Annotated in this window: 22 protein-coding genes; 12 read left to right on the top strand and 10 right to left on the bottom strand. The window is 33.7% G+C overall.

All coding sequences use genetic code 11. From position 1 onward, the window contains the following. Positions 1 to 230: 230 nt before the first annotated feature. On the top strand, positions 231 to 3,488 hold the full coding sequence (locus tag SOM16_RS11920; protein WP_320464226.1) for a TonB-dependent receptor: 3,258 nt from the start codon (positions 231 to 233) through the stop codon (positions 3,486 to 3,488). A gap of 51 nt (positions 3,489 to 3,539) precedes the next feature. Here SOM16_RS11920 and SOM16_RS11915 read toward each other — a convergent pair whose 3' ends face one another. Continuing rightward, positions 3,540 to 3,854 (bottom strand): hypothetical protein, encoded by a 315-nt coding sequence (locus tag SOM16_RS11915; protein WP_320464225.1) that lies wholly within the window; start codon positions 3,852 to 3,854, stop codon positions 3,540 to 3,542. A 151-nt stretch (positions 3,855 to 4,005) separates the two neighbouring features. On the opposite strand from SOM16_RS11915, the gene SOM16_RS11910 reads away from it, so the two are divergent. After that, positions 4,006 to 4,158, top strand: a complete 153-nt coding sequence (locus SOM16_RS11910; protein ID WP_320464224.1) for a hypothetical protein — start codon at positions 4,006 to 4,008, stop codon at positions 4,156 to 4,158. Here the strand turns inward: SOM16_RS11910 and SOM16_RS11905 are convergent. The 3 genes from SOM16_RS11905 to SOM16_RS11895 form a co-directional block, all read right to left on the bottom strand. Continuing rightward, positions 4,155 to 4,430 carry a hypothetical protein gene (locus SOM16_RS11905; RefSeq protein ID WP_320464223.1) on the bottom strand — a complete coding sequence of 92 codons (276 nt, stop codon included), beginning with the start codon at positions 4,428 to 4,430 and terminating at the stop codon, positions 4,155 to 4,157. The two genes, SOM16_RS11910 and SOM16_RS11905, sit on opposite strands and share 4 nt — an antisense overlap. Positions 4,431 to 4,569: 139 nt before the next feature. Beyond that, positions 4,570 to 5,721, bottom strand: a complete 1,152-nt coding sequence (locus SOM16_RS11900) for a hypothetical protein (RefSeq protein ID WP_320464222.1) — start codon at positions 5,719 to 5,721, stop codon at positions 4,570 to 4,572. A gap of 178 nt (positions 5,722 to 5,899) precedes the next feature. Beyond that, positions 5,900 to 6,709: a 1-acyl-sn-glycerol-3-phosphate acyltransferase gene (locus tag SOM16_RS11895; RefSeq protein ID WP_320464221.1), complete on the bottom strand. Its 810-nt coding sequence runs from the start codon at positions 6,707 to 6,709 to the stop codon at positions 5,900 to 5,902. A 342-nt stretch (positions 6,710 to 7,051) separates the two neighbouring features. Here SOM16_RS11895 and SOM16_RS11890 point away from each other — a divergent pair, with 342 nt between their 5' ends. Continuing rightward, on the top strand, positions 7,052 to 8,374 hold the full coding sequence (locus SOM16_RS11890; protein WP_320464220.1) for a hypothetical protein: 1,323 nt from the start codon (positions 7,052 to 7,054) through the stop codon (positions 8,372 to 8,374). Positions 8,375 to 8,380: 6 nt separating this feature from the next. Here the strand turns inward: SOM16_RS11890 and SOM16_RS11885 are convergent, their stop codons facing one another. Next, the gene (locus SOM16_RS11885) at positions 8,381 to 8,734 is read right to left on the bottom strand and encodes a hypothetical protein (protein ID WP_320464219.1); all 354 of its coding nucleotides are present in this window, start codon (positions 8,732 to 8,734) and stop codon (positions 8,381 to 8,383) included. Positions 8,735 to 8,840: 106 nt separating this feature from the next. Next, complete coding sequence (locus SOM16_RS11880; protein ID WP_320464218.1) at positions 8,841 to 9,173, bottom strand: helix-turn-helix transcriptional regulator; 333 nt, start codon at positions 9,171 to 9,173, stop codon at positions 8,841 to 8,843. Between the two features lie 14 nt (positions 9,174 to 9,187). On the opposite strand from SOM16_RS11880, the gene SOM16_RS11875 reads away from it, so the two are divergent. From SOM16_RS11875 to SOM16_RS11850, 6 genes are all read left to right on the top strand, one after another. After that, the gene (locus tag SOM16_RS11875) at positions 9,188 to 9,340 is read left to right on the top strand and encodes a hypothetical protein (protein ID WP_320464217.1); all 153 of its coding nucleotides are present in this window, start codon (positions 9,188 to 9,190) and stop codon (positions 9,338 to 9,340) included. A gap of 103 nt (positions 9,341 to 9,443) precedes the next feature. Further along, positions 9,444 to 9,860: a hypothetical protein gene (locus tag SOM16_RS11870; RefSeq protein WP_320464216.1), complete on the top strand. Its 417-nt coding sequence runs from the start codon at positions 9,444 to 9,446 to the stop codon at positions 9,858 to 9,860. Between the two features lie 449 nt (positions 9,861 to 10,309). After that, positions 10,310 to 10,549 carry a hypothetical protein gene (locus SOM16_RS11865; RefSeq protein ID WP_320464215.1) on the top strand — a complete coding sequence of 80 codons (240 nt, stop codon included), beginning with the start codon at positions 10,310 to 10,312 and terminating at the stop codon, positions 10,547 to 10,549. 21 nt (positions 10,550 to 10,570) lie between these two features. Beyond that, positions 10,571 to 10,906 carry a hypothetical protein gene (locus SOM16_RS11860; RefSeq protein WP_320464214.1) on the top strand — a complete coding sequence of 112 codons (336 nt, stop codon included), beginning with the start codon at positions 10,571 to 10,573 and terminating at the stop codon, positions 10,904 to 10,906. A gap of 244 nt (positions 10,907 to 11,150) precedes the next feature. Continuing rightward, a complete protein-coding gene (locus SOM16_RS11855) occupies positions 11,151 to 12,305 on the top strand; it encodes a hypothetical protein (protein ID WP_320464213.1) in 1,155 nt (384 codons plus the stop codon). A 13-nt stretch (positions 12,306 to 12,318) separates the two neighbouring features. Then, entirely contained in the window at positions 12,319 to 12,744 is a 426-nt protein-coding gene (locus tag SOM16_RS11850) for a hypothetical protein (RefSeq protein ID WP_320464212.1), read from the top strand. Positions 12,745 to 13,068: 324 nt separating this feature from the next. On the opposite strand, the gene SOM16_RS11845 is transcribed toward SOM16_RS11850, so the two are convergent. Beyond that, a complete protein-coding gene (locus tag SOM16_RS11845; RefSeq protein ID WP_320464211.1) occupies positions 13,069 to 13,683 on the bottom strand; it encodes a recombinase family protein in 615 nt (204 codons plus the stop codon). Between the two features lie 233 nt (positions 13,684 to 13,916). Here SOM16_RS11845 and SOM16_RS11840 point away from each other — a divergent pair, with 233 nt between their 5' ends. Both SOM16_RS11840 and SOM16_RS11835 read left to right on the top strand, forming a co-directional pair. After that, positions 13,917 to 17,429 (top strand): ATP-binding protein, encoded by a 3,513-nt coding sequence (locus SOM16_RS11840; protein WP_320464210.1) that lies wholly within the window; start codon positions 13,917 to 13,919, stop codon positions 17,427 to 17,429. A gap of 100 nt (positions 17,430 to 17,529) precedes the next feature. Next, positions 17,530 to 18,015 carry a hypothetical protein gene (locus SOM16_RS11835; protein ID WP_320464209.1) on the top strand — a complete coding sequence of 162 codons (486 nt, stop codon included), beginning with the start codon at positions 17,530 to 17,532 and terminating at the stop codon, positions 18,013 to 18,015. 67 nt (positions 18,016 to 18,082) lie between these two features. Here the strand turns inward: SOM16_RS11835 and SOM16_RS11830 are convergent, their stop codons facing one another. The 3 genes from SOM16_RS11830 to SOM16_RS11820 form a co-directional block, all read right to left on the bottom strand. Beyond that, entirely contained in the window at positions 18,083 to 18,919 is an 837-nt protein-coding gene (locus tag SOM16_RS11830; protein ID WP_320464208.1) for a hypothetical protein, read from the bottom strand. A 68-nt stretch (positions 18,920 to 18,987) separates the two neighbouring features. Further along, the gene (locus SOM16_RS11825) at positions 18,988 to 20,775 is read right to left on the bottom strand and encodes an ATP-binding protein (RefSeq protein WP_320464207.1); all 1,788 of its coding nucleotides are present in this window, start codon (positions 20,773 to 20,775) and stop codon (positions 18,988 to 18,990) included. Next, positions 20,756 to 22,021: an SIR2 family protein gene (locus SOM16_RS11820; RefSeq protein WP_320464206.1), complete on the bottom strand. Its 1,266-nt coding sequence runs from the start codon at positions 22,019 to 22,021 to the stop codon at positions 20,756 to 20,758. Before SOM16_RS11820 ends, SOM16_RS11825 begins: the two co-directional genes overlap by 20 nt. 266 nt (positions 22,022 to 22,287) lie before the next feature. On the opposite strand from SOM16_RS11820, the gene SOM16_RS11815 reads away from it, so the two are divergent. Next, a complete protein-coding gene (locus SOM16_RS11815; protein ID WP_320464205.1) occupies positions 22,288 to 25,902 on the top strand; it encodes a DUF7149 domain-containing protein in 3,615 nt (1,204 codons plus the stop codon). Positions 25,903 to 25,923 lie beyond the last annotated feature (21 nt).

The following is a 25,923-nucleotide window of genomic DNA, read 5'->3' as shown; positions in this document are numbered from 1 at the left end:
TTTATAGCATGTCCCTTCTATCAATCAAGATTTCCATCTTCATCAAATCTTCATCTTTCAAAAGTAGTTTTAAACATCATATAGCCACATTTTATCACACCAAATCTGGTGTTGTCTTACTATGTCCAAATTGTTAGCCTTAAGTTAAGTTGTGTGAAATAGTTGATTATTTCTTAACATTAGCTTAACATCACTACTGTTGCTTTGCACCAAACAAAAAACAACAGAAAATGAAATTACGTTTACTATTCTTATTCGGTTTGGTGGTGGTGTTCGTTATCGGGGCACATGCACAGGTTACAACAGCCAGTATAAATGGAAAGATAAAAGATGAAAAAGGCATTATTCCAGGTGCCACCATTGTGATGGTACACATTCCTACAGGAACAGTGTCTAAGGCATCATCAAATGAAACAGGTCTTTACCGTATTGGCAACTTAAATCCAGGTGGGCCATATAAAATCACGGTAACTTATGTAGGCTATAGCCCTGTGGTTAAAGAAAATATTTATTTAGCACTTGGCGCAGATCAAAAACTAGACCTTGATATTCAGGAGCAGGGCAGTCAGTTAGCTGATGTAAGTATAAAGGCACAAAAGGGGCCAACAAAATCTGGTGCAGGTACGAGTATTGGCGAAGCACAAATTAAAAGTATGCCGACTATGAACCGCAGTTTGCAGGATGTTACCCGTGTAACCCCACAAGGTAGCAAAGACAATACTTTTGGCGGAACAAATTTCAGGTATAATAACGTTACTATCGATGGTGCCATAAATAATGATGCCATTGGTTTTAGTCCTTCCTTAGGCGGTCAAAGCGGGAGTTCGGGTATGCCGGGCAGTAGTACACGTACCAACCCGGTTTCTTTAGATGCGATTCAGGATGTAACGGTATTGCTTGCTCCTTATGATATTAAGATCGGTAACTTTCTAGGTGGCAGTATCAATGCCGTAACCCGTGGCGGTACCAACGAAGTAACCGGATCTGTTTATGGCTATGGCCGTAACGCATCGTTAATTGGGCGGAACAAAATTGGCGATAATGCCAAAGAACCATCTGCCTTTCATGATTACCAGACAGGTTTTAGGGTTGGTTTTCCCATTATAAAAGACAAATTATTCTTTTTTACCAATGAAGAAATTACCCGGCGCCAGGATCCGGTAATTTTAGGTGCAGGTTCATCTGATATGAAATTACTCACGCTAACACAAGCGCAACAAATTTCTGACCGTATGAAAAATGCTTATGGATTAGATGCGGGTGCTTATGGTGATTATAACATTTATTCTCAATCTAATAAGTTCTTTAACCGTTTAGATTGGAACATCAGTGAAAGTACACAGCTAACCATCAGAAACAATACCATCGTTTCAAAGGCTACCAACTTAGAAAGAGACCAGTCTAACTTCAGGTTTGGGGGAATAGATTTTAAGCAAAACAATAATCAAAGCTCAACCGTTGCTGATTTAAAAACAAGGTTCAATAACTCTGCTACAAATAATCTGATTTTAGGTTATTCAACTGTACATGATTTCCGTACACCGCTTTCTGATCCTGCTATTCCCCAAATTGAAATTGGCTCGAATGGTGGTACTATTTTCCTGGGAACGGATAGAGAAGCAAGTATTTTTAATATGAAACAAAATACTTTTGAGCTAACGGATAACTATTCATTCAGCAAAGGCATCCATAATTTCACAGTGGGTACCCACAATGAATTTTACAAAATTAATTATGGTTTTGTAAATGCCTGGAATGGTAGGGTAGCTTATGATTCGGTCGATGATTTCTTAAATAACATGCCAAAAAGAGTACGTACAAGTTTTGATTATGCTGATAACTCCCGCGATAATATTATTGCGAATCCAACAGCTAAATTCAATGTCAATCTTTACAGCGTTTATGGACAGGATGAAATGCGTTTGAGCGATAAATTTAAACTGACATTGGGTTTGCGTTTCGATATGGCTGATTTACCAACCATGCCAACTCTGAGTAGTAAAACTACGAACTCACCAGTTGATCCAAATTATGGTACAACCTATACTTATACGCAACCATCAGCCATTAATAATAAGTTTTTAAATAAAGTTCAGGTTTCACCAAGATTAGGTTTTAATTTCGATGCATTGGGTGATCAAAGTTTGATTGTACGCGGTGGTAGTGGTTTATTTACTAGTCGTGTACCTTTCGCCTGGCTAGGTTATGCTTATTACAATAATGGTGTAAACTACGGTGCATATGATCTTAAACCTGCAACAGGAAACAAGGTGGTAACACAAGTACCAGGTAGCGATCCAATTAAAGATGCTTTAGGTGGAAATGGCGAAGCAGGATACGCCGCGAAACAAGGTGTAAACATTAACGATGCAAATGGTGCAACGCAGGTTGATTTAGTGGATAATAATTTCAAAATGCCAAAGGCCTGGAGGAGCAATCTGGCTTTTGATTTCAAAACGCAGGATAACTGGAAATTTACTATAGAGGGTATTTACAGCAAGGTTATTAAGGATGTGGCTTTTCAGCAAATTAACTACGTAGATAATCCAACTTATATGGCTTATGACACACAGCATCAACAGCCAATTTATTCCGGAACAAAAATTAATTCAAAATATACAAACGCTTATCTATTGTCAAATACAGATCAAGGATATAAATACTCCCTAACTGGTCAGGTAAGTAAATCTTTGCCTTTTGGTTTAGATGTAATGGTGGCCTACACTTATGGTCAGTCTAAAGATATTGCAAACGGTATCCGTAACTCTATGGAATCTAACTGGCAGTTAAATCAGGCTTTAAGTCCTAATAATCCAGGCTTGGCTTATTCTAACTTTGATGTTCGTAACCGGATTATTTCAACCTTGAATTACAGGTTAGACTGGGCTAAAAATAGTAAATATGTAAGTAACTTTTCGATTTTCTTTAGCGCACAGTCTGGTGCTCCTTACTCTTTAGGATTTGTAAATTCTACAGTTAATAATACCGGACAAACAGTTAGTTTAGCTTATATTCCTGCTGTTGGTGAAACATCAAAATTCTTTTCTTCAGCAAACCAGGCACAAGCTGCAGCCTTTGATGCTTATATAGATGCAGATAAATATTTAAGTACACGGAGGGGACAATTTACGGAACGTAATGGTGCGCGCACACCTTGGAATGTTCAGGCTGATTTCCGTTTTGCACAGGATATTCAGGTAGCAAAAGGAAAACACCCACACGTGTTAACCTTAACTTACGATATTGTAAACCTGACTAATTTGGTTAATAAGAACTGGGGCATTCAATACTTCTCTCCAAATACATTTAACTCAATGGCGAATGTTGGTTTGTCCCTTGACAAAGATGCTGCTGGAAAAGTGATTTCTGCAGGTAATTCAACTACTTATCCTACTTACACATTTAGTAAGGGTAACGTTACTTCTTATTCAAAAGACTTTTTTGCCTCCCGTTACCAAATGCAATTGGGATTGAGATATAGCTTTTAGTTTCTTTTATAAACAGGAAACGCCCTGTTACTAGCAGGGCGTTTTTGTTTTTTATTTTGATTCTAGTTCTTCCGTTACCGGAGTCTTTGTTTTCTTTGCTACTATAGGTTTTGCTATTTTTTCTTTCTGAACCACAACTGGTGCTACTTCTTCTTTTATAAAAGGCTCAATTGAATCATTTAGTGGTTTCAAACTGATTTTTTTTGAAAGTTGTTTCGTAAACTTCTCTATTACTTTCTCCGTTTTTTTAGCTTTACCAAATTGAGCGAGAACTTCGTTAAATGCAGTTGTTAATTTGGTTTCTAATTCTTTACGTAATTTTTTACTCGCCGAACTATTCTTCGACTTAGATTTATGCTTCTTCATTTAACTTATTTTGTATTTCTACAAAGATAAAAGATGGATAAGTTAAATTAATATTATTATTATGTTAACAGTTTGCTTATGAGTTAACATGCAAGATATTTACTGTAAATTGATTGATAAACAAAAGAGTAGATGATTTTTAATAGCAGCGATGAACTATCCATTAATTATTGCCGTATCTGTATTAGTTCTAATATTGATTGTTTTCCTGATCAAAAGAAACTTAAAAGATCAAAAGAAATTTGAGGAAGAAATAATAGATGCAGAACTACCGCCAGATAAAGAGGAGAAGGAAAATATTTAAAATGATGTTCCCTCTGCAATATCTCCGCCCAAATCTAAAGTGTTTTGAAAAGCTTCCAGGTAAGCCAAAAGGTGTCTTTCTGCATTAGCATATGAGTTAAAAGTAGATGCTGGTACATTTGGATCTGAAGCGACCTTGTTCCTGAAATGTAGGTTTATCTGAAATGTAAAGGTATCTGCAGCGTTAACAGGTGACATTATTCTTGCCTTTACAGAATGGCCATGAATATTTACAAAAAATTCTTTAATTATAGTATATATAACAGCCGACATAATATTTAATTTAGATTGAAACTTATAGTAGTGACGGCTAAAAGTAGATTAAAACGCTTATAGTTTGTGTAGTTATTGATAAGATAACATTCTTTTAACATTAAATTAACCTGTTTGGTAGTTGAAAATTAGCCAGTATTTACTTATTAACAGGTTCGTAAGCATACACAATCTCGTATCTCTGATGTTTTAATTTCTGGGCAATCTGACCAATCTTTAAATCCTGCATTTGTGGGGTAGGTTCGCAAAATGAGTATTGTTTACCTTTATAGTTAACCGTGTTGCCAACAGGTTGATCAAGATTTACGGCAATGGTGAGGTGTTCAGGGTAAAGCACGGCAACCATAGGTAAGTTGTAAATTTCTTTCACCAAATAAAAGAAAAGAGCAGCCCGATCATCGCAATCGCTGTAAGTGCTGAGTAAAGTTTGTTCGGGTGCATTGCGTTTTTCTTTGCCAAAATTTTCTCCATCATCTTCATATAGAAAAGCATAGCGCGTAAATCGCATTAAATAATCAATGCCTTTTTTCTGATCCATCTTTTTCAGATTCTCATTCAAAGTAGGAATCAAAGAGCTGTAAGTTTCTCTGCTTAAAGGGATATTGAAGTAGCTTTCAAAATCTACAACAGGATAATTTTTGAAAATGCTTTGTACCTCGTTATTCAACTTTAATTTAAAGTGATAGCTTTTTTGCTGGTAGCTGAACTCGATATTCTTTTCTTCGTAGTGCTCTGGTTTGAAATCAGGCATACGGGTTACTTTATAAGAAAATTGATTTTTAGCTTCTTCAATAAGAATATTTATCGGGATGTAGGCATCGGCTTGTTTAAATAATTTACCATAATCATGATAGTTCAAACACATATATTTTTTGCCATCAATCATGAAAAAAGGAATATCGCTGATGTCTTCATCATTCCGAACATAAAATATTACCTGATCATTCCCTACGGCTAAGCGGGCATCATAACCACATTTGTTCAGGAGGAACCACTTGTATAGCGTATACCGAAAATAGTTATCGGCCTTCGGACTAATTTGTTCTGCCACTTTCCGAATCAGCTGATAATAAATCCAATCATTCAGATGGTGTTGATCCTGATAAGATTTTATAACTGAAACCAGTTCTTTATAATTGCTGGCAGATATTTGGGCATAAAACTGATGAACGCTAGCTGACGACGCAACCGTTGACACTGGTAGAAGCAGAGAAGAATCAGCGGCGAAATTAAAGGTGTCACCATAAAAATCGAAAGAGCGGTTTTGTCCCTTTACCGTAACGAAATTCATCGTGAGGCAAACAAACAAAAAAGTCTTTATAAAATATGTTGATATCCCGCTTTTCAAACCGCTCCATATTTGGTTATATTAAATTTACATATAATTAACCTTAAAGCAACAATTTCTTTATGTTAACTAGTTAGTCGCATTTAATAAGAAATTTATATTGGAATAGTTTAGGATTTTTTCAATCCTTTCTTAAGGAGTAAAGGCTGTTTCTAAGGTATTTTAGTAATGAATTATTACAGTTTTTACAATCAATGTCGATGAGTTGAATAGGTTTACCTATGCTGATTTTTAATTGATGGCCGTTTTTATTAAATAACTCGGAGATGAGTTTAGCCGTTTGCAATGATGGGTGGATAAATTTCAACAAGCTAAAGAATATCCCATTATTGCCATAAAAATAGATCGGTAAAATAGGGACGTTTGCCTTCGAAATTATTTTGCCTACTACCGGATGCCATTCCTTGTCGGTAATCTGATTTTTTCTCAATTTATATGAAGAAACTTCACCGGCGGGAAAAATAGCCACCGGACTCCCATCTTTTAACACTTTCAAAGTTGTTTTTAACCCGCTGATGCTTGATGAATCCTGTACTTTTTCGAATGGATTGACAGCAATGATACATTTTTCCAGATTAGGAATTTTCTTTAGCAGAAAATTCCCCATAAACATGGTATCGGGGCGATGACTGGCAAGTGTACTTAATAAGGCTAAAGATTCTATTGCTCCATATGGATGGTTTGCAATGGCGATAAAGGCACCATCTTTTGGAATATGCGCCAAATCTTCATCACTAATTTGAATGCTTACCCCTAAAACATTTAGAATATGTTTAGCAAATTGTTCTCCTTCTAAAGAATTTGCATCCCTGATCATTCCATTGAAATTATTGATTTTCAAAAACCGCATTAAAAAGGAAGCAAGACCTGGAATAGGCACATTACAAATACCAGTAGCTTTAGAGAAATTTTCTTTTGAAATTACGTTCATAAATTATAGTCTAATATTTATTCAATTTGAAAACCAGATCTATAAAAATGATTTTTAACTTGAGCCATATAAAAGAGAAGAAACCGGTTGTAGTGATTAATAACCGGTTTAATATAGCTCATGTAGCGTGATTAAAGATAGGAGAATAAGTGGAGTGATCAGGTTAACTCTTTGATAAGAAATTAATACCAGCATATTTAATAAATAACATTTCATTAATATCAACTTAACAAGCCAACTATACTTTTGTGGCATAAATATTTGGTTAGTATTTATTATATTTCTTTTTAGTACCTTTAGAGAGTTTTCAATTAAAAAAGGGAATGAAAAGGGAACGGTAATATGGAAAAATTCACCTATCAAAATCTTTCAATTAATACACGTGCTGTAAACAAATGGTACATCTATTACCGCATAATTTTTGACAATGGTATTGTTGAAAAGCGTAAAGAATACGGTAAGAAATTTCACCTTAGTCTTAACACTATTTCAAACTTAAAGGAACGCCAAACAGTAGCATCAAGGTTACTTGGTGTAGTTGAAAATTTCCTTAACAAAGGTATTGATCCAAAGTATGCAGTTGACACAATTGACCAGCGTAACGTTGAAAAATTGAAGCAGATTCAGAAAGCCGAAGATGCACGTATTTCAATTGCCGCTGCTATCAAAATGCTTAAAGATGAAAAGGGTTGGAACAACCCAGCAATGGGTAAAGAAAAAACAGCGGCATCAATACCTACTTTTCTAAACAACCAACTTAAACCATACTTTGAAAGGATTGGGAAAGCTGATGATGTTCGTGAAGTAACACGCATTGATTTAAAGACTTTCATTGAAGAAAACTTTAATCCTGCTGATGGTAGTAAAGGTTGGAGTTCATCATCTGCTGCCATATACAAGGCTTGGACTTCAATTTTGTTTGCTATGTTGGTTGACCATGAACTTGTGGCAACGAATCCTGTAACTGGCATCAAAATAAAAACCGACAAACAAAAGAGAAATCAAGTTGAAGGTGATGATGCAGAACAAGAAAGGTTTGAACCTTGGGCAGATATTGAGGTTAAACACTGGTTTGATGATTTAGCTAAATCAGACAATATAATTGAAAGAAACGTTCTTGCAAGCAGTGCATTAATCCATTATGCTTTTATCCGCAAAACTGAACTTTTAAGGTTGAAGTGTTGGATGATTGACTTTGATAATGAAAGAATCACTTTACCACCAGCAATTACCAAATCTGAAAGAAAATATAAGTCAAGGAACTTGATTCACGTTGATATGCCTGATGCACTTGTTACCATCTTATTAAAGTGGATGGCTTTTAGATTCCCAAATGGTCATGGTGATGATGATTATATTTTAGGCTTCACCAGCGATACCAAAGAGCCTTACAAGTATGTTACATTTACCAACCATTTTATTTTAGTACGAAAACAATTCCAAAAGAAATATGAAGGGCTTTACATTAGAAAGAATCAGTATGCACTTAAACATAATGGTGTGGCTAAGCTTTTCAACGCTTTAACCAAAACCAATAAAACACCAAACGATATTCAGAACATAATAAGGCTGCAGTGTAGGCATTCAAGTTTTTCACAAACTGAAACATACTTATCAAAATTGAAACTTGAATTTAAAGAACAACGAAATAAGATAAATTTTTAAGGAGCGTTAAACATTCCCTTTTTTTATGCGTTGGAATGATTGGTATTCAATTCTTTTTAAATCATCTTCAATTTGCTTCTGCAACTTCTGTTTACTGGTCAATCTCTTTTTGGGTATTCCGGGTGTGGTGGTATGAAATTCTATCACTGGCTTTAGTTCATCCTTCAAGCCCTGAATCAGTTGAAATATATCATTGCTTGGTTTTGCCTTATCTCTTTCAGCTTTCAATTCAGCATCATGTTTTTGCTTCATCTGATACATTGCATTAAGAAACTCCAGAACTGTTTCCCTATCATCACCCCTGTAGGTTTCACGTTCATTATTTTCGTTCAGTTCTTGAAGTGTTATAATGTTTTCCATTTCTCGAATTTGATAAACAAATAGTCTTTAAAACTCTAACTCTTGGTAATCTATCTGTACAATTATAATTGGGCAAATGCCATGCTTAAATATTATTACTTGTTTGCTACATTATTGGTTTCTCTGGCAGAAAAGCCTTTGGGCTGCAGTCAAATATTATTGCTAATTTATTTATATGACTCAAATTATATTTTGCTCGGTGGGTAGGATCTTCAATTTGACCTAAAAAAGCATTTGAAACACCTAATTTTGTGGCTAAAGTGGCTTGGGAAAAATTTCTTTCAGTCCGAAATTTCTTTACTTTTTGAATCACGAAATCGTTGATTGCATCCATTTTTTTTCCTGTGAAGAATGGGTGCAACTTCACAAATTTAATATCAAGCTTTATCAGTACATGTATTGGTAAATTCACATAATTTTCGTAAATTTGTGCTCTCACAAAATCTGAATATTATGGCTCAATACTTAGTACGTTATCGAATCAGGAATCACAGTGCAACATTAGAAGTTGTCGTTACAGCTCCAAATTTTGCTTCAGCAAAAAAAATCGTAGAAGCGCAAAATGGTGCAGGCTTGGAACGAATAGTCAGTGTAAATGAACAATAATATTTTTTTTTAATAAGGATAATCGATTAGAATTTGAAAATGGCTGCTGAGCAAATCTTTGGTGCTTAGTTTTCATCTATACTTTTAATTTCAATAAGATACTATGCTAATTCAACCACCTGATGCAATGGATGAGGTAATGCTTGTAGCCAAAGCATTTGCTGAAAATTGTCCTTTAATCGAGAAGTTTTTTTCCGATAATTCAATCCTTTATAATGGTTACGAAAAGTCCTTTTGGGGAAGAAAAAAACTTATCTCAACCATGAAAGTGGAGCGTATCTTAGATAAAAAGTTCATTGGTTACGATTCATGTGACGATAATTATTTTAATATCAGTGTTTATAAAGGAAATCATATAGTAAAGGAACAAATCACGAATTATAAATTTGCATACGATGCATACATAAAGCTCACAACAGATATGTTCTCTTCTCATGGATTTGGAAGCGACCACGTCACAACACTTCTAAATCTATATGGCTATTTGCTAAAAGATATTGAACAACTAATTAAAAAATAGGAAAGGCTTTACTATCGATTCAGCCAAACAAACTTTCGTTAATGTTATTATTCTTTAACCATTGAAAATGCCTCTTCTATGTATTCTTACGAGGACGATTACACAAGACTAACATCCAGACATACTCATGTTCAATTGCATGATCTTATACAAAAGTTAAATAAATCTTTTGGAAGATTAGGTTCTCCGTGGATGTTGCGCCCCAGACCAAATAGTCTAACTACATCAATTCAAACAAAAAATGTTGAAACGGGACAGGAAATTTATTTGATCGAAGATTGTTCAGTTGACGATGCGTATAAATATGTTCAAGGGTATCATGATGCGTTAATCAATTTACATGTTGACGGTGTTAAAGTGGTATTCGAGTCGCCAAAAGTAGTTCCTGATAATATTAAACGCAAGAAGATATTAGGAGTTTTTTAGGTTTTCCATCAAATTTATTTAAAATGAGTAATGATTTATTGAGTGTAAGCACAATGTGCGAAAAGCTAAACGGCATACATGCAGATTTAGATAAACCGCTTGTCTGGTCAGTCAAGGAAGAAGCTGGAGTTCTAAGCCTTTGGCAATACGATAAAAAACGTGAACTGACTCAATCAGTTTTGAGTGGGCGAACAGCAGACGAGAGCTATTTGTTTCTTCAAGGGTATTATCTCGCCATGAGAAATTTATCTATGTCAGTTTAATAATAATTCAGTATAGCTATTATGACAGATGAACAATTAGCACGAAAGCATAGGTATTTAAATAAGTACATTTTTTTTGAACTCAAAAAAAATCCAGATATAGAGAATTCATCGATGGTGTCGTTTGATGCAGCAGATTTTTCAATTGTTCTTGAGCGGGTGCAGGCAAATTCACTTGGCATCTATGGAATTGAGGCGTCTCTTGATGGGGAATTTTATGCGATCAAAACACACGAAGAATATTCTACTTTTCCTCAAGATGTAGAGTGGTTTACCGCAGCATTCAAAAGTTTTATGGAGCTCCAACTCGATTTAAAGTATAGTGCGAGTTATTATTTAGGTGGAAATCTGCTATAATTATTCTGGTAACAGTAAAATGATTTTATCGGCATAAATTAAAATATTGTATACTTTTTAGTCATAAAGTGTGCATCCAATACATTTCGATTTACAAACAAAAACTATCATTACAAAGCTCACAAATAAAATTCATATTTGAATGATCATTGCTTTTCCCAATCTCCTGGCTTTTTAGAATTCACTTTCTTTTTGCCTGTATAATATTTGAGTTATCGTTATTATCAATAATAAAAATTCAGTTATGAAATACTACTTTCTAATTTTCTCTCTTTTTATTTCATCTTGTAATTTGGATCCTGTCCAAAGGGCTATCAATGTAATTCAGGGTGGAATAAATTCCTTGAATACAAACTCTTCCCAGTGGCAAAAAGTCCTCAGAGATATTTCTCGGGATCTACCAAATGATGTTCATCAACTTATCAGTAATGATTTATCAATTATAACGAATAATGCGATTGGAGGAACGACAGCTTCCGCAATGTGCACCATGACATTTATGGGGGATAGGGTTAAACAATCTTTAGAAAATGTGATTAAAAGGCTTAAAAATGAAAAATATACAGATTCGAAACCGAGTTTCTGTACCTTAACTGTTGGGCAATTAGATATGAATAATGATCTTGCAATTGGTAGTCCTTTGTCTATATATGGTTATGACTTAAATTCAAAAGATACAAAAGGACAACTTTTGAAGGTTGCATTAACTGGGAATGGAAAAATTGAATTTGTAAGTGAGGAGTATATAGGTCATAATACAAATTGGCAGGTAACTATTAACATTAACTCGTTGATTACAACAATTATCGATAATAAGTATACTAAAATCAAGCTTTATTGGAATGGCAGTGATGACCAAATGCCTGAAATTACCATTGCCCCATGGGTGGCTAAAACCAAAACAGATGTTTTTACGCCAACACCAATCACTTTCATACCTCCGCATACAGGCGGGAATGATGCTGATTTTGATACAAGTGATGGTAATTGGACATCAGGAGAAGTGTTTCTTGAGCTAAATGTTCAAAAGGACTTTATTGATGCGAGATTATTTATGGATGTTATGGAATTTGGTGGGGATAACACACGAGCAGGAAGAAGTGTTGATCCTTCAACATACCAATGGACAGACGCTACAGCTTATAGCCCTTGGAGGAGAATCTATACCGTTGCTGATACGAATAAGTACCAAATTATTGATTTGTCACCCAAGACAATTAGTAAGTTTCTTATAAAAGTTGTAAATCATGACCAGCTAATTGGAGATATGGGTGGAGAATCAATTTCTCGCTACACTATCGATATTGATAGAGCTGGTGATGAAGCAGGTACTTTCACTAAGGTAAATGCATCATTTAACCAGTTAACCGTAGTCTTAATTTCAAAGAAGCCTCGCTAATATTAATCGCCATATGAAGAATAACCTTGCTCAATATACAATAGCTATTTGTTTAATATTATCTTGTTTAAGTTGTCACAAGATAAGAGGCTGGTTTTCTGGCTATGATGAGGCTACACCTCAAAATCCAATACAACAAACAGGGTGTAGTAAAGACGTAGTTGTGCATTATAAAAATAACTGTAACAGTTCCCTTCTTCTATATTATAAGGAATTTACTGAGGGTGATAGCTTTAAGTGTGAAGATCTAACTTATTATGGCACATTGAATATTGGTGATATTTCTGCAGTTACAATTCACAAAGGGAAGTCAGGATATTTTGTCTTTGCGACCAATAAAATTGGTAAATGTACTGGTGGTGACAGGAAATCTGAATATTGGTTTAGGTGTTCTGCGAACATTACTTTAGATGATTCTAATTTTAATACTTGCAATTAGTGTGTAATAAAATAGGGCAATTTTTTCTGACCAAAAAAATCTAAAAAATTTTTGAAGGGTATCACCATATGGTGTGGGAGGGCGAGAATTGGGGGAGGGTAAGCGGGTACGAGACTTGGGGGAATGGTGTCAAATCTCCTGAAGAATTTCTATTGTACATTTTAAACGTACCCACCATTTTATGCATTCAATGCATGATTCGTCCTTATTAAGCTATTTTTTAGGGAAATTTATACGAAATTCTATGATTTATTCTGTATCCCAACATAGTTTTGCATAGTTAAACTATGGTTATGACCTGGTTTAACCCAGGTTATGTCCAGGTTATTTTGCCCTCTCGATCAAGCCTAACTTTTTTACCTTGGTAATTGTATTCATATTAACACCTGTAAGTTTCGATATTTCAACACCTGTTAGGTTTCCCATTTTAAGGTATTCCAAAACTTTATAATTCCTTGGCTTGCTTAGGAACTTTAAAGTATCTTCTTTCGAGCCGACTTTTCGACCGTTATAAATACCTTTTGCTTTCGCAATTAAAATTCCCTCTCTTTGACGTTCTCTAATTTGTGTCCTTTCCATTTCGCTTACAACACCAAGAATACTTATTATCATTCGTGATATTGAATTCTCGTTGCCGTTTTCATCAAGGGTTTTCAATCCTTGATTAAGGAAGGTTATTGATACACCATTTTTTTTAAATAATTCTATCGTGTTTAACAAATCCTGTACATTGCGGCAAAGTCTGTCAATACTGCTTACTGTTAGTGATTCAACCTTTCCATCCTTTAATAGCTTGATAATTTCTTTACCTTTATCTCTATCAGCAAAAGCAATCGAACCACTGCAATAATCTTCATAAACTTTAAACCCTGCAGTATTTGTTTTTTGTCGATCTGTTTTTTGATCCAGAGAAGATACCCTGATGTATAATATTTTCATATTTTTAGATTGGTTTAAAAATACCCTAAAAATACGAATTATTTTGGTCAATCTCAAGCAAAAACAGGAATTTAGTCGCCTTGCAGAATCGAATTTTTAAAGTGTACTTCAAACTTGTTAAGAACTAACCAAAAAATATGGTTCTACAAATAATTGTCATTTAGAGAATTTAGAAAGAATTTTGATTTCTTCTAAACTTGATTGTATATTGGAAAAAATTAACACTTCTCAATATGCCCATCATTAAATGCAAAGTCTATTCAACCGTTTTAATAAATTACAAAGAATTTTGGAGGTTACGAGATATTTCCAACTCTGAAGAATTTGTATATCCGATTTACAAGCAAGATCTCACTAAGATATCGGTTGGAAAGGTAATACCATTTAGAAAATCTGTAGGTAACGACAGGAAACCCAGATTGGAGCTAATCGATAGAGAAAAGACATTTCTCCCACAAAAGGGTGCATTTTACAATTTTAAGATTTTGCGTGTTGAGACTTTCTTGTTAAAAGATAAATCCGAAAGAACGAAAATTGTCTTCATTGACGAAACAGAAATTGAAAGATCAGTCTTAGCTTTTCGTTGGCAAAAGGAACTTTTTTTTTCTCGTGGGGAAATTCGAGTTCGCTTTGAAGGATTAGATTTTCGAGAAAGAATTGTTTATACTAACCAAGATTTTCGACATCCCATCTATTTAGAGGGGGAGATTTATTTATTTACGGTAGTGGATCTTATAGACCGAATTACTAAAGATGATAAACCCTACCAAGCATTTCAATTAAAGGGTGAAGACGGACTAATCTATCAGACTTCTGTTATAGCTGGTCAGAATCGTACTATTAAAGTAGATGATGAGATAAGCTGTAAAGTCATAATAGTTAACGATGTCGTAAGACTATCTCAGGTCAATGTTGCTGACCCGTATTTTTTGACGATCGAAAATATAATCAATGAGAAAAAAATTATTAGCAAGTTTTTTTTGCCAATTCTAAACAGTGCAAACCCCAGTTATCATGAAATAAAATTTAGGGATCAATATAATGAGAAAAGAGCTTTTTGGGTATTTACCTTTTGTAAACATGTAATCCCAAAATATTTTGACGAGTCAATTAAAAGGCTCGATTATAAAGCAGCCTATGAAATCAATGAGCTGTCATTAGCAATTGAAAAATGGATACTCACTAAAGGAATTATTTCTGCAATACCAAATAAGCTCTTAGCAGACAGCACCCTTGAACGAGCTAATCTTGAAATCAATAAAGGTTTAAGCATACGGAAAGTTACTACACTCCTCTCTTCACAAAGTTATTATTCCTTATTGGACGGCACCTCTGCAGAAATAAATACACTGGATGAAATTTATTACATAATTAAGTTTATTGATTTTCAATCATTGAACGAGGTTAAGTATATCAACAAAATACTTCGTTTAATTTCTTCACAGGATGTGAACGAGGTTATTGTTGCTAACTTGATTCAAATAATTTCCAAACAAAAAAACAGCTTTTTAAATAGTGAACTTGAAAATATTTTTGAGCTAATCGAAAATGGGAATGCAAGATTTAAGAGTTCCCAATACAAATCAAAATTCTTTAATTGGGCATATTGTGAGTATCAGCTTTATTTAAACATAAAAATGTTTGAACAGGCAAATGTTCTCTTGGGAATTATACAAAGACAATATTTTTATATAGTTGAAGATATAAATGTTAAACGTTACCTCATATTGCGCAGTTATGAAGTTTTTCAGAATTTTAAAATTGGGGAGCAATTCAATCCTTTTTATTTTGCTGATGGAATAAAACTTAACCATAATGTAATCAGGGGGAATGAAGCAGAGGAGTTACCAAACGATTGGTCTAAACTCGAGTCTATCTTCATAGGACATAGTATTATCAAAGTTTCGGTAGGTAAAAGATTTCTAAACGGTTTTGAGGTTTTGTACGAAAATAAAGTCGGTTTTCTTCCCACCCATCGTACAAAGGATATTGTACTCAAAAATTCGGTTTTAGATGAGGTGGATTACGAGATAGCTGTAAGGTGTATTTTATTTAATAAAGAATTTAAATTTTTTATAGTCGAACAACTTGATACAGACCATTCAAAATATTTTTCGTTGAATAAATCGATTTATGCCAGTAAAAACTTAATTGTAAAGAAAGGCATTATTGTTCGTGTTGATGATAATGGAGTCTTTGTTACAACAGAAAGTGGTATAGGGAGACTATCTCGAAAAGATATATCTGAACATATTTGGGATCTTGATAGGTTGAAGAGGCACTTCAAACCTCAAAATACTCTATTTTATGTTTCCATTTCTGATAATCTTTCAGAAAGACAAGTTCTGAGTTTAAAACCATTATACGATACCGACTACAGAGTTAAATATATTGAGTTTCTTAATCGGGTTGATGACGACCATTTGATTGATTATGAAGAATTCTATTCTGAACCAGATAAAACTTTAGAAAGGAGGACGTTTGATCTAATACAATCTGAGAAAGCCTACTGCTTTGAGCAATACGCTTTGATTCAAATTGATTTAGAAAAGAAGATTTTAAATTTAAAAATGGCAAATGAACTTTTTGAATCTGTTAAAAGTTTAAGATCAGATTATGCAAATATCTACACAAGCTATTTCGAAACACTTGCAGCCTTAGAGCGAGCAATCAATGATTATACTCCTAAAACATTAGAGAACGTAAATAAACAAGTGCTACAGACACTTGAAAAAATTACATCTACGGCATTATCTTCTTTTCCCGACTTCGAAAAACTTCTGTATTTTTTGAACATTATATTGTTATTCAATAGTAAGGTTGAGAGTGATTTAGATAAATTATTTCAGTATGTTAAAGATTATTCTGGTAAAGGAAATAATGAAAATCTTAAAATCATAGCAAAAATTACTCTTTCAAATAATTTAATGATTTCTTCAGGTAACGATGTTACTGATTTTTCTAAGAAAAATCTTGGGCTGATTTTTTCTTATATACAAAATGGTGTTCTATCTTTAAAGGATGCTGAATTTGATAAGGTAAAAAAGGAAAACGAATCCAAAGTTAAGTACTGGTCGGATAGAATTTTGGAGGGGGAAAGTCCAATATTAGAATTCAAATCCAGTTTAAGGTTTCCAGTATTAGATGAAAAGAGAATTCAAGAACTTAACCATTATAAATCATTAGATAACAAACTTGCCGATGTTCAAAAGAAAATAAGTAAAATAAATGGTGATCTTGCATATAAAAGTATTACCCATTCGGCTATGAAGACGCTTTGTGCTTTTGCAAATTCCAATGGAGGTACACTATTAATAGGTGTCACAGATGATCAGAAGATATTTGGTTTAGATTCTGATTACAGCACCTTAAAACAAAAAAATAGAGATGGATTTGGGAAGCATATCGATGAACTTGTCAAAAGTTATTTTGGAGGCGGGTTCGCAAGTCTTTTAAGGCGTGAGTTTGTCAAATTCCCAGAAGGTGATATTATGATTATTGAGGTTTATCCAAGCCCAGAAGAAGTTTTTATGCTTAGAGATGAGGAAAATGTTGCTTGTGAAGATTTATATATCAGAAATACAACTACAACAGAGGTCTTAAAAGGTACTCAACTGGCAAAATTCATCAAACTTAAAATACAATCTGCAAAATTAAATGTTACAAATACAGAACAATTACTTGATAATAAACAGTATGCTATTGAGGTAATTCCCGAAGATGACATGGAAAATTCAGTTTCATGATAGTATTCTTTACATTACATTAGAGTCCTTTAAAAAGATTTCTCCTCAAAACATGAGAAAATTGGAAATTCGTTACTAACCTATAATTAAATTGATCTATATGAAAACAATAATCTTTTTTATGTTGATTTTAATCAATGCTGTTGCAGTTGAAGCTCAGACAAGCCCTGTAAAACTTTTAATTGGTGAAAATGACACAACTGTTGTCAAATATTTTGATGAATTGAAACAGTCCTTTTTAAATAATCAATACGTTGTTACAGAGAAAGGCACAGCCAATGATGGAAGTCTTACCTTAACGTTTTCAACTCCCACCAGTGAAGAACATAAAACGAATAGTCTTTCGATAATTGCGCTTTTCAGCAGAGTAAATAAGCAAGAAATATGTGTCAGACAGCTTGTAATGGGTACTGATAAGTCTGCTACTGAAAATTTGAATTTTGTGAAGGATACATTTAAAAAAATTGATGAGAATAAGTGGTACATGAAAATGCCGCAAATGCCGATTTTTGGTGTGATCGCTAACTTTTACAAAGAAGATAAATACTATAGAATGGTCTATGACTTTACGGACAAGAAGTTTTAAATCTATTATAATGCATTCGAAGCTATTCATTGAAATATCCAAAGAAACTAACATTTAGACTCATTTTCTACGGTACGAAGTCTGGTACAGGTCTGGTGCCCAAATCATCCCAGCTATTGATTATCTTTGGTACGATCGGTTCGGAATTATACAATATAGGATACTCGGTATGATACGGCAGTAATTTTGCCAATTCTTTAATTAGTTCATTTGCCGCTTTTATTTTGGCGAAAATGGTCTCGTCAAGTATCTGGGCGAGTATATGTTTAGTCTTAATCTTGTTTTGTATCGAAGCTCCCTTTAAGTGAATAATATCATTACGCAATTTTTCAAGTTCTTTGAACCTTCCCCAACATTTAAATTTAGTTGGAGACAAAATTTTATAAGAAGTTGGAATTATATCTTTGAGTTTTTCTGAGGTGCTTTTATTTCGTTCAATGGTCTCTTTGTCAACCACTACTGTTACCCCATTTTTAGTTTCATGGATATTAAAGTCGTCAGGGATCAATGAATTGCTAAGGGATTCAACAGCAGAGTAAATCATAATTACTGCAGCTTGAATTTCTTCAAAGTAATCATACAAACTCACTGTCTCAATATTTGAAAATGTTATTCTTTCACGGACTTTTATCCTTGGCGAAATTAAATTAGCATATAATAACTTCGCTGCTTCGTAGTGTTTTGCAGAGGAGCTCATAAAAATAGCAGTCATGTTTGGAGCATCAAATCTTATTTCAGCTTTTCCTATTTTGTAAGTCTGTATTCGCTGGGTAGTTATATCTTGATTAACATCTTTAACAGAAAAAATTTCAGGCTTTCGTTGTCGTTTATCAAAAAGATCGTGATTGTTGATATCTGGATCTTTGTTTGATGGGTTTTCTCTTAGATTTTTATTAGCTCTCATATATTATTTGACTTTAAGATAAATTAATAATTAAATTCTTTTTTAATTAATGAAATTGCAGCTTGAATCTATTTGATTGATAAACAATGACTTACTTTGAATAAAGGAGTTTCGGATTTAGGAGGCAGGATTGGCAGGTCGACTTTTAACATCACAGGCATCGGGAAATCAACTCCCATCAAGATTGCTTCACCAGACCCTAATATTGGCAGGAAAGCCAAGGTATCCTTATTTGCAGATGAACATGCATTTGCAATAGCTTCTTTATCTTGATGGTTTATCAATCTATGTGTTATAAATGTCCCTATTTGACTTAACGTTCCGTTTGGGATATCTCTGGGCATTTGCGTAGCAAGACATAAAAACAATCCATATTTGCGACATTCTTTAGCGATGCTATCAAAAGCACTTAGCTCAGTGGATTCAAAATATTCGTCTGTCACTTTTTTATTCAAGTATTGGTGAGCCTCATCAATAACTAAAACGAGAGGTTCTTCGATAAATTTCTTATGTCGGGCTTTTGAAAGAAGAAATTTTCCAATAGCGTTAGCAAGAATCTCTCGAGCTTGGAATTCAAAGCCAACCTCTTCAAAGCTAATCCTTAACAGCCTTTTCTCACCCTTGAGAAAAAATTCAATTTTGTTTATTAATTCATTCTCGTCTGCCTTATTTCTCTCAAATCCAAACAATGAATTGAACTGAGGATTGTTGTTTAGGTTATTTATGCGCAAGATTAAACTTATACAATTATTTAGATGGTTCGGATTACTCTTTCCCCATTTCAGGTGATTGTCAAAGTCAATATCCCAAATGCATTCTTTCGTTATCTGAAGAGCAAGAGAGGCGATATCAAAATCTGCTTCATTACTCTCTATAGCCTTTATAAATTTATTATAGACTCTATTGAAAGGTCTCATTAATCGCTGCGCTTTAACAACACTTCCATCTTTTACCTCAATGATTTCATAAATTCCATCTGCAATTTTTATGGAATAATTTTGCTCTTCATTCATGGTAATGAAATCTCCATCTACATTGGATTCCAAAATTCTAAGAATTTTGAGAGATTTGATAGCATCCATCAGCTTCGGAGCTTGAACTTGACCCGATGGTCTGAGTAGCACGAATAAGTCACTAATCGTAAGGTTCGAATAATGGAAAAAAGAGTTTACATTAAGTACAGCAGGCGGTTCGGTCGTGATGTTTGCATCTTGTGGTGTATATTCTCCTGTTGGATCTATAACGATAACTTTACCGTTATTTGCCACAACACCCTCTACTAATTTCGTCACCGTATAACTTTTTCCTCCACCTGTTGTGCCCACAACAGCACAGTGTCGCCCGAAAATTCCTTGTTGAGAAAGCTCGACAATCGTTTGTTTGTCATAAGTCAAGCGTCCCAGATTTATAGTTGGCGCAGAGGATGAATGCTCTTCTTTCACACCAAAGCCTTTAAAATAATCCTTAATAAATTCGGAAGAACAGATGAAAACTTTCGCACCAATCATTGGAAGAGAATTCAGTCCTTTTTCAATTTTTGATGGATTAAAAAGTTCAAATGAAAGAAGAATTTCAATTTTACCTGTTGGATGAAACTCTTTTGTATTAAAAGATTTTTCACTAAGTTCAAGTCGTTCTTTTTCGGGGAGACTTAATTCGAGTAGTTTTCCTAAAAAGCCAAATTGTTCTCCTTCAATTACTACGTAGTTACCAACCAGACCTCCCTTGAGGTTTTCACCGTAAAATGAAAAGCTTTTCATCAATACAGATGAAGGGAAGTGAACATTTACATATTGTGGAGTAATTTGATTCAGGTAACCAAGAAAATGGCTATGATTAAATGGATTTTGACTCATCTGGAAGAGTTAGTATGATTCGCTTGGTGTTTTCTTGATTATAAGATTTTAAATCTGGAAAGTAAATAGCAAAATCGGCAAATTCTTCATCAACGAGAAAAATGTTGTTGTAACGTTTACCTGCCTCGAAAATGGGCTTAAAATTTGATGAATTACTGTCTATTCCCTTATTTACTACCATTAACTGGAAACTTGGATTTTGTTCAAGGGCTTCGGAAATTGCTGTCACAATATGTTTGTCATTAAAACTAAAGCCGATACAAATAAGTAACACATTTTCGCTTCTAACGCAACTTTGAAAACGTGACATCATTTCAAAAAATGGCTGTTCATAAGAACTCTCATATTTGCTATCCTTTGGATAAATCATCAATGGATTTTGAACAAATTCACGCTGAATAATAGAAGAACCTTCACGTGTCCAATCTACCGATCCATGGGGCTTATAGATATGAAATACCTTTTGAACGAAATTATCTTCTTCTTTTACTCTACTGGAATTTCTTGAAACTATATCTAAGTCGAAATTTCTTCCACTAAAAACTCTGGGTTGAGAGAAAGAAAAGCCATCAATCATTGTAAAGTTTTTTTCTCTGCCAGCTTGTTCAAATAAAGTATCATAATTCAGAGTAAATACTTTTACTCGGGGTAACGTAACTTTTCGTTTCGTGATTTTCGTTAGCAGTTCCGAATGTGGAGAATTTGATGGCAAAGTAAGCGTACAATTCTGCTTTATAATTTTTTCAATTTCAGTAATGATGTTTTCGATGGAAATCGGATTATCGACATTTGGATCTTTAACATAGTTCTTCGCTACATTAGCCAGTGACAATAACTTTTCCAAATTTTTAACGTACCCACTTCCATCAGATATCTTATCAGTGTACTTCACAATCTCACATAGTTTGTTGAGTTTTTCTTCAGAAATAGCTTCACAAACATCATCCCATAGATGGGTTAATAGTCTACCTTTTCTTTCGATGTCTTCGCCATTCTCGTTAACAGTTTTACCAATTCCATACGATGAACCAGCTCCAGTTAGTAAAATCAAATTCTCGAATTGCGAATTTAGAAATTCGGCATACTTAGATCGTTTTAAAGATTGGGCAAATTTTTCTTTTGCTTCACTCGTTGTTTCAACTGCAAAGTCTTTCGCAATACCATCGATGTATACAGTGTCAGCTTCTTTGTTTATATATTCTATCTCAACTGACTTTTTACCATTTAGATAAATTATTTTATTCATTTGATTGAGGTTAATTTAATTTTTTAATCCAATGTTCTGATAAGCTCAAAACATTTGCAAAATGTACACTTTTTTCTAAATATTCTTAGCTTTAATCTTAGCCTTTAAGCTGCAACATTTTTCAACGGTGCAATGATTAGTTTTTAATTGAATGTACTATGATGTGTAGATAACTACCATTATAGGTGTTTTTGATTAGAAAATGAATATATATTCAAAATTCATTGGAAAAACCTAATTTTAGCAATCTCAAAAAATTAGCGTAAATGCAGATAAAAGAACTGAAGCCAAGAAAGGCATTAAACAAAGCCTTTTTAAAAGTAAAGCCAAACAGAAATGAAATTGAGCTATTTAAGGCAAACCTAATTCAACTACTTGATCGCACAAACGATACGGAATCAGAAGAATTTCATAAAAATTTAATTTCAGATTTTCTCAAGAATACCTATTATAAGCAAAACCACTTTATAAATACGAAAGGGCGCAATGATCTGGTAATTCATACTGGCAATACCGCAGCTTCATCCGTTGGTGTAATCATAGAAGCTAAAAAGCCGACTAACAAATCTGAAATGATAAGTAGAGACAGGATTAATGTCAAAGCTTTCCAAGAATTGGTGCTCTATTATTTAAGGGAAAGAGTTTCGCATAAAAACTTAGAGGTTAAGTACTTAGTTGTTACGAACATTAACGAGTGGTTTATTTTCGATGCTGTATTATTTGATCGAATTTTTTCACAGAATAAAAAGCTGGTTTCAAACTTCATAGATTTTGAAGCTGGCAGATTGTCTGAAGTTAAAACAGACTTCTTCTATAGAAATATTGCTCAGCCCTTCATAGCTGAAATTAAACAAGAAATTGAATTTACATATTTTGATATTCGTGACTTTAAGAAAGCTCTATTCAACGAAGATAAAACAGATGATAACAAGTTAATATCTCTTTTTAAATTACTTTCCCCAGAGCATCTACTGAAGTTGCCTTTTGTTAATGATAGCAACAATCTTGATAGGGGATTTTATAGTGAACTTTTGCATCTCATTGGTTTGACCGAGACTAAAGTAAAAGGTAAGAAACTAATAGACCGCAACTTAGAAGGATCAAGAAATACTGGAAGCATACTGGAAGATGCCATAATTCAATTAGATAGTTTAAATAAAATCAATCGATTGGAGAAACCAAATCGGTTTGGACTTAATCACGCAGATAGATTGTTTAACGTTGCATTGGAACTGAGTATTACTTGGATAAATAGAATTTTATTTCTGAAATTACTCGAGGCGCAGTTGATTAATTATCACAGCGGTGATAAAACCTATGCTTTCCTTAACTTTAAAAAAATAAAGGACTTTGATGACTTAAACAGCCTCTTCTTTCAGGTCTTAGCTGAGCGAGAAAGTAATAGAAATTCGGATGTAAAAGCGGCTTTTGCAAAAGTCCCTTATCTTAATAGTTCTCTTTTTGAACCAACTTCCCTTGAACAGGAAACAATTTTTATTAGCAACCTTAAAAATGAAAAGCAAATTCCAATAATAAGCTCTTCAGTACTTAAAAATGATAATGGAAAAAAATTAACTGGAGATTTAACAACTTTAGAATATTTATTCCGTTTTCTTGACTCTTATGACTTTACAGGTGATGGGGGCAACAACATCCAAGAGGAAAATAAGTCGTTGATTAATGCGTCTGTTTTAGGACTAATTTTTGAAAAAATAAACGGATACAAAGACGGCTCATTTTTTACTCCTGGATTCATTACAATGTACATGTCTCGGGAAACTATAAGGGAATCAATACTTCGAAAATTCAATGAGACCAAAAATTGGAATTGTGTTAATTTTGATGAGCTCTATGATAAAATAGAAGACCGAAATGAAGCAAATAATATTGTGAACACAATTAAAATCTGTGATCCTGCCGTGGGATCTGGACATTTTCTTGTTTCAGCATTGAATGAAATTATATCAGTGAAAAACGATCTTAAAATTCTTCAAGATCGTTCAGGTAAACGATTAAAAGAATATAGCTTCGAAGTTGTTAACGATGAAATAATTATTACAGATGATGAGGGAGACTTTTTTGAGTATAAACCTTTGAACAAAGAGAGTCAACGTATTCAAGAAGCATTATTTCATGAAAAACAAACAATAATAGAAAACTGTCTTTTTGGCGTTGACATAAACCCGAACTCGGTGAAGATCTGCCGTTTAAGATTGTGGATTGAGCTATTGAAAAATGCATATTATAAAAATTCGTCCGAATTAGAAACCTTGCCCAACATTGACATCAATATAAAATGTGGTAACTCTTTAGTGAGCCGATTTTCCACTGATGCAGATTTACAACAAACATTAAAGAAGAATGATCTGAACATTGATACTTATAAAAATGCAGTTAACACTTATCGTAATGCCGAAAGTAAGCAGCAAAAGTATGAAATGGAAAGTTTGATCACTAAGATCAAGAGTGATTTTAGAGCACAAATTCACAAAAATGATCGAAAAGTCTTAGAGCTCAACCGTAAAACGGGTGAACTTTTTAATCTTTTAAATCAGCAGCAATTATTCGGTGAGTCGAGATCTGATGCAAAAGCCAGAAAAATCAAGCGAGAAAAACTCGAAATAGAAATTACCACTCTAACTACTATTATCGATGAAATTAGAGGCAACAAAATTTATGAAAATGCTTTTGAGTGGCGTTTTGAATTTCCTGAGGTTTTAAATCAAGATGGGGTTTTTGAAGGTTTTGATCTAATCATTGGCAACCCTCCTTATTTAACTGGATCTTCGTTTAAAGATTTGCATTCTCACTTCTCCAATAATTTTAAAGTTGCGGAGTACCAACTTGATCTTTACACATTTTTTATAGAACTTTCTCAGACATTGCTAAAACCAAATGGAACGATTTGTTTGATTACCCCGAACTCTTGGCTGAAGAATGTCAGGATGGTCAAAACACGGAAATTTATACTCGATAATTTCCAGCTTTTGTCCTTGAATTCCACAATTGCAAATGCATTTTCAGAGGCTCAAGTAGATACATCGATTTTTTCTGGTATTAAAAATGCCACCGATCGGACCGAAATTAAAATATTCGCATTTGACTCAAATAATCAAGCTATCATTAAAAACTTGATAAGTCAGCGTAGGTTCAATGATAACGAGGGTTTGATTCTTGATGTCGAAGTTAACGCTGAAATCTCATCAATCCTTAAAAAGATAAGGAGTCAAAGTGTAAGATTAGAAGATTGCTTTACAATAACGAGAGGAGTTAATCCTTACGACAAATACAGAGGGCAAAGCGCTGAAATTATTTCCAGTAGGGCATACCATGCAGCTTTCAAGAAAGATGAAACTTTTTTGCCAGAGTTAAAAGGTAAACACGTTTCAACATTTAATTATAATTGGGATCAAAAACACTTCATTAGTTACGGGAGTTGGTTAGCCGCAGCACGTGACCCAAAATTTTTTACTGGTCAAAGATTAGTATTAAGGGAAATCATTGGTAAAAGGTTTGTTTGTGCAATTATTGAAGAAGATTTTATTATTGACAGAAGTCTTTATATAGCAGTTCCTATAAACGAATACATTGATGTTTATTTCATTTTGGGGGTTTTATGTTCAAAGTTAGTCATCTGGCTCTTTAAATTTGAGAAGAATGAATTTGACAATTTATTTCCAAAAATTAGGCTCGAGGAATTTAAACACCTTCCGATTCCAAAGATCTCCCAATGCTCTGAAATTAGTGAGTTATCTCGAACGATAGTTTCTCTTAAAATAAATAACCAAGATGCAACGGAATTAGAGAATAAATTAGACTTACTAATATATCAGCTTTACGACCTTTCTGGCGAAGAAATACAATTAATTGAAAGCATTTAATAATATAAATTATATCATAGT

It is taken from the genome of Pedobacter sp. CFBP9032, assembly GCF_034045265.1.
GTDB lineage: Bacteria > Bacteroidota > Bacteroidia > Sphingobacteriales > Sphingobacteriaceae > Pedobacter.
Note: the sequence above shows the minus strand (reverse complement) of the source record. Positions and strands in the feature narration are given on the sequence as shown.

What these genes read in the sequence shown, in the direction of transcription:
- SOM16_RS11885 (WP_320464219.1), bottom strand. Translation starts at nt 8,734, where the DNA reads ATGGAAAACATTATAACACTTCAAGAACTGAACGAAAATAATGAACGT.
- SOM16_RS11870 (WP_320464216.1), top strand. Translation starts at nt 9,444, where the DNA reads ATGCTAATTCAACCACCTGATGCAATGGATGAGGTAATGCTTGTAGCC.
- SOM16_RS11905 (WP_320464223.1), bottom strand. Translation starts at nt 4,430, where the DNA reads ATGTCGGCTGTTATATATACTATAATTAAAGAATTTTTTGTAAATATT.
- SOM16_RS11865 (WP_320464215.1), top strand. Translation starts at nt 10,310, where the DNA reads ATGAGTAATGATTTATTGAGTGTAAGCACAATGTGCGAAAAGCTAAAC.
- SOM16_RS11910 (WP_320464224.1), top strand. Translation starts at nt 4,006, where the DNA reads ATGAACTATCCATTAATTATTGCCGTATCTGTATTAGTTCTAATATTG.
- SOM16_RS11920 (WP_320464226.1), top strand. Translation starts at nt 231, where the DNA reads ATGAAATTACGTTTACTATTCTTATTCGGTTTGGTGGTGGTGTTCGTT.
- SOM16_RS11850 (WP_320464212.1), top strand. Translation starts at nt 12,319, where the DNA reads ATGAAGAATAACCTTGCTCAATATACAATAGCTATTTGTTTAATATTA.
- SOM16_RS11830 (WP_320464208.1), bottom strand. Translation starts at nt 18,919, where the DNA reads ATGAGAGCTAATAAAAATCTAAGAGAAAACCCATCAAACAAAGATCCA.
- SOM16_RS11835 (WP_320464209.1), top strand. Translation starts at nt 17,530, where the DNA reads ATGAAAACAATAATCTTTTTTATGTTGATTTTAATCAATGCTGTTGCA.
- SOM16_RS11845 (WP_320464211.1), bottom strand. Translation starts at nt 13,683, where the DNA reads ATGAAAATATTATACATCAGGGTATCTTCTCTGGATCAAAAAACAGAT.
- SOM16_RS11900 (WP_320464222.1), bottom strand. Translation starts at nt 5,721, where the DNA reads ATGAATTTCGTTACGGTAAAGGGACAAAACCGCTCTTTCGATTTTTAT.
- SOM16_RS11890 (WP_320464220.1), top strand. Translation starts at nt 7,052, where the DNA reads ATGGAAAAATTCACCTATCAAAATCTTTCAATTAATACACGTGCTGTA.
- SOM16_RS11855 (WP_320464213.1), top strand. Translation starts at nt 11,151, where the DNA reads ATGAAATACTACTTTCTAATTTTCTCTCTTTTTATTTCATCTTGTAAT.
- SOM16_RS11825 (WP_320464207.1), bottom strand. Translation starts at nt 20,775, where the DNA reads ATGAGTCAAAATCCATTTAATCATAGCCATTTTCTTGGTTACCTGAAT.
- SOM16_RS11840 (WP_320464210.1), top strand. Translation starts at nt 13,917, where the DNA reads ATGCCCATCATTAAATGCAAAGTCTATTCAACCGTTTTAATAAATTAC.
- SOM16_RS11875 (WP_320464217.1), top strand. Translation starts at nt 9,188, where the DNA reads ATGGCTCAATACTTAGTACGTTATCGAATCAGGAATCACAGTGCAACA.
- SOM16_RS11815 (WP_320464205.1), top strand. Translation starts at nt 22,288, where the DNA reads ATGCAGATAAAAGAACTGAAGCCAAGAAAGGCATTAAACAAAGCCTTT.
- SOM16_RS11860 (WP_320464214.1), top strand. Translation starts at nt 10,571, where the DNA reads ATGACAGATGAACAATTAGCACGAAAGCATAGGTATTTAAATAAGTAC.
- SOM16_RS11820 (WP_320464206.1), bottom strand. Translation starts at nt 22,021, where the DNA reads ATGAATAAAATAATTTATCTAAATGGTAAAAAGTCAGTTGAGATAGAA.
- SOM16_RS11895 (WP_320464221.1), bottom strand. Translation starts at nt 6,709, where the DNA reads ATGAACGTAATTTCAAAAGAAAATTTCTCTAAAGCTACTGGTATTTGT.
- SOM16_RS11915 (WP_320464225.1), bottom strand. Translation starts at nt 3,854, where the DNA reads ATGAAGAAGCATAAATCTAAGTCGAAGAATAGTTCGGCGAGTAAAAAA.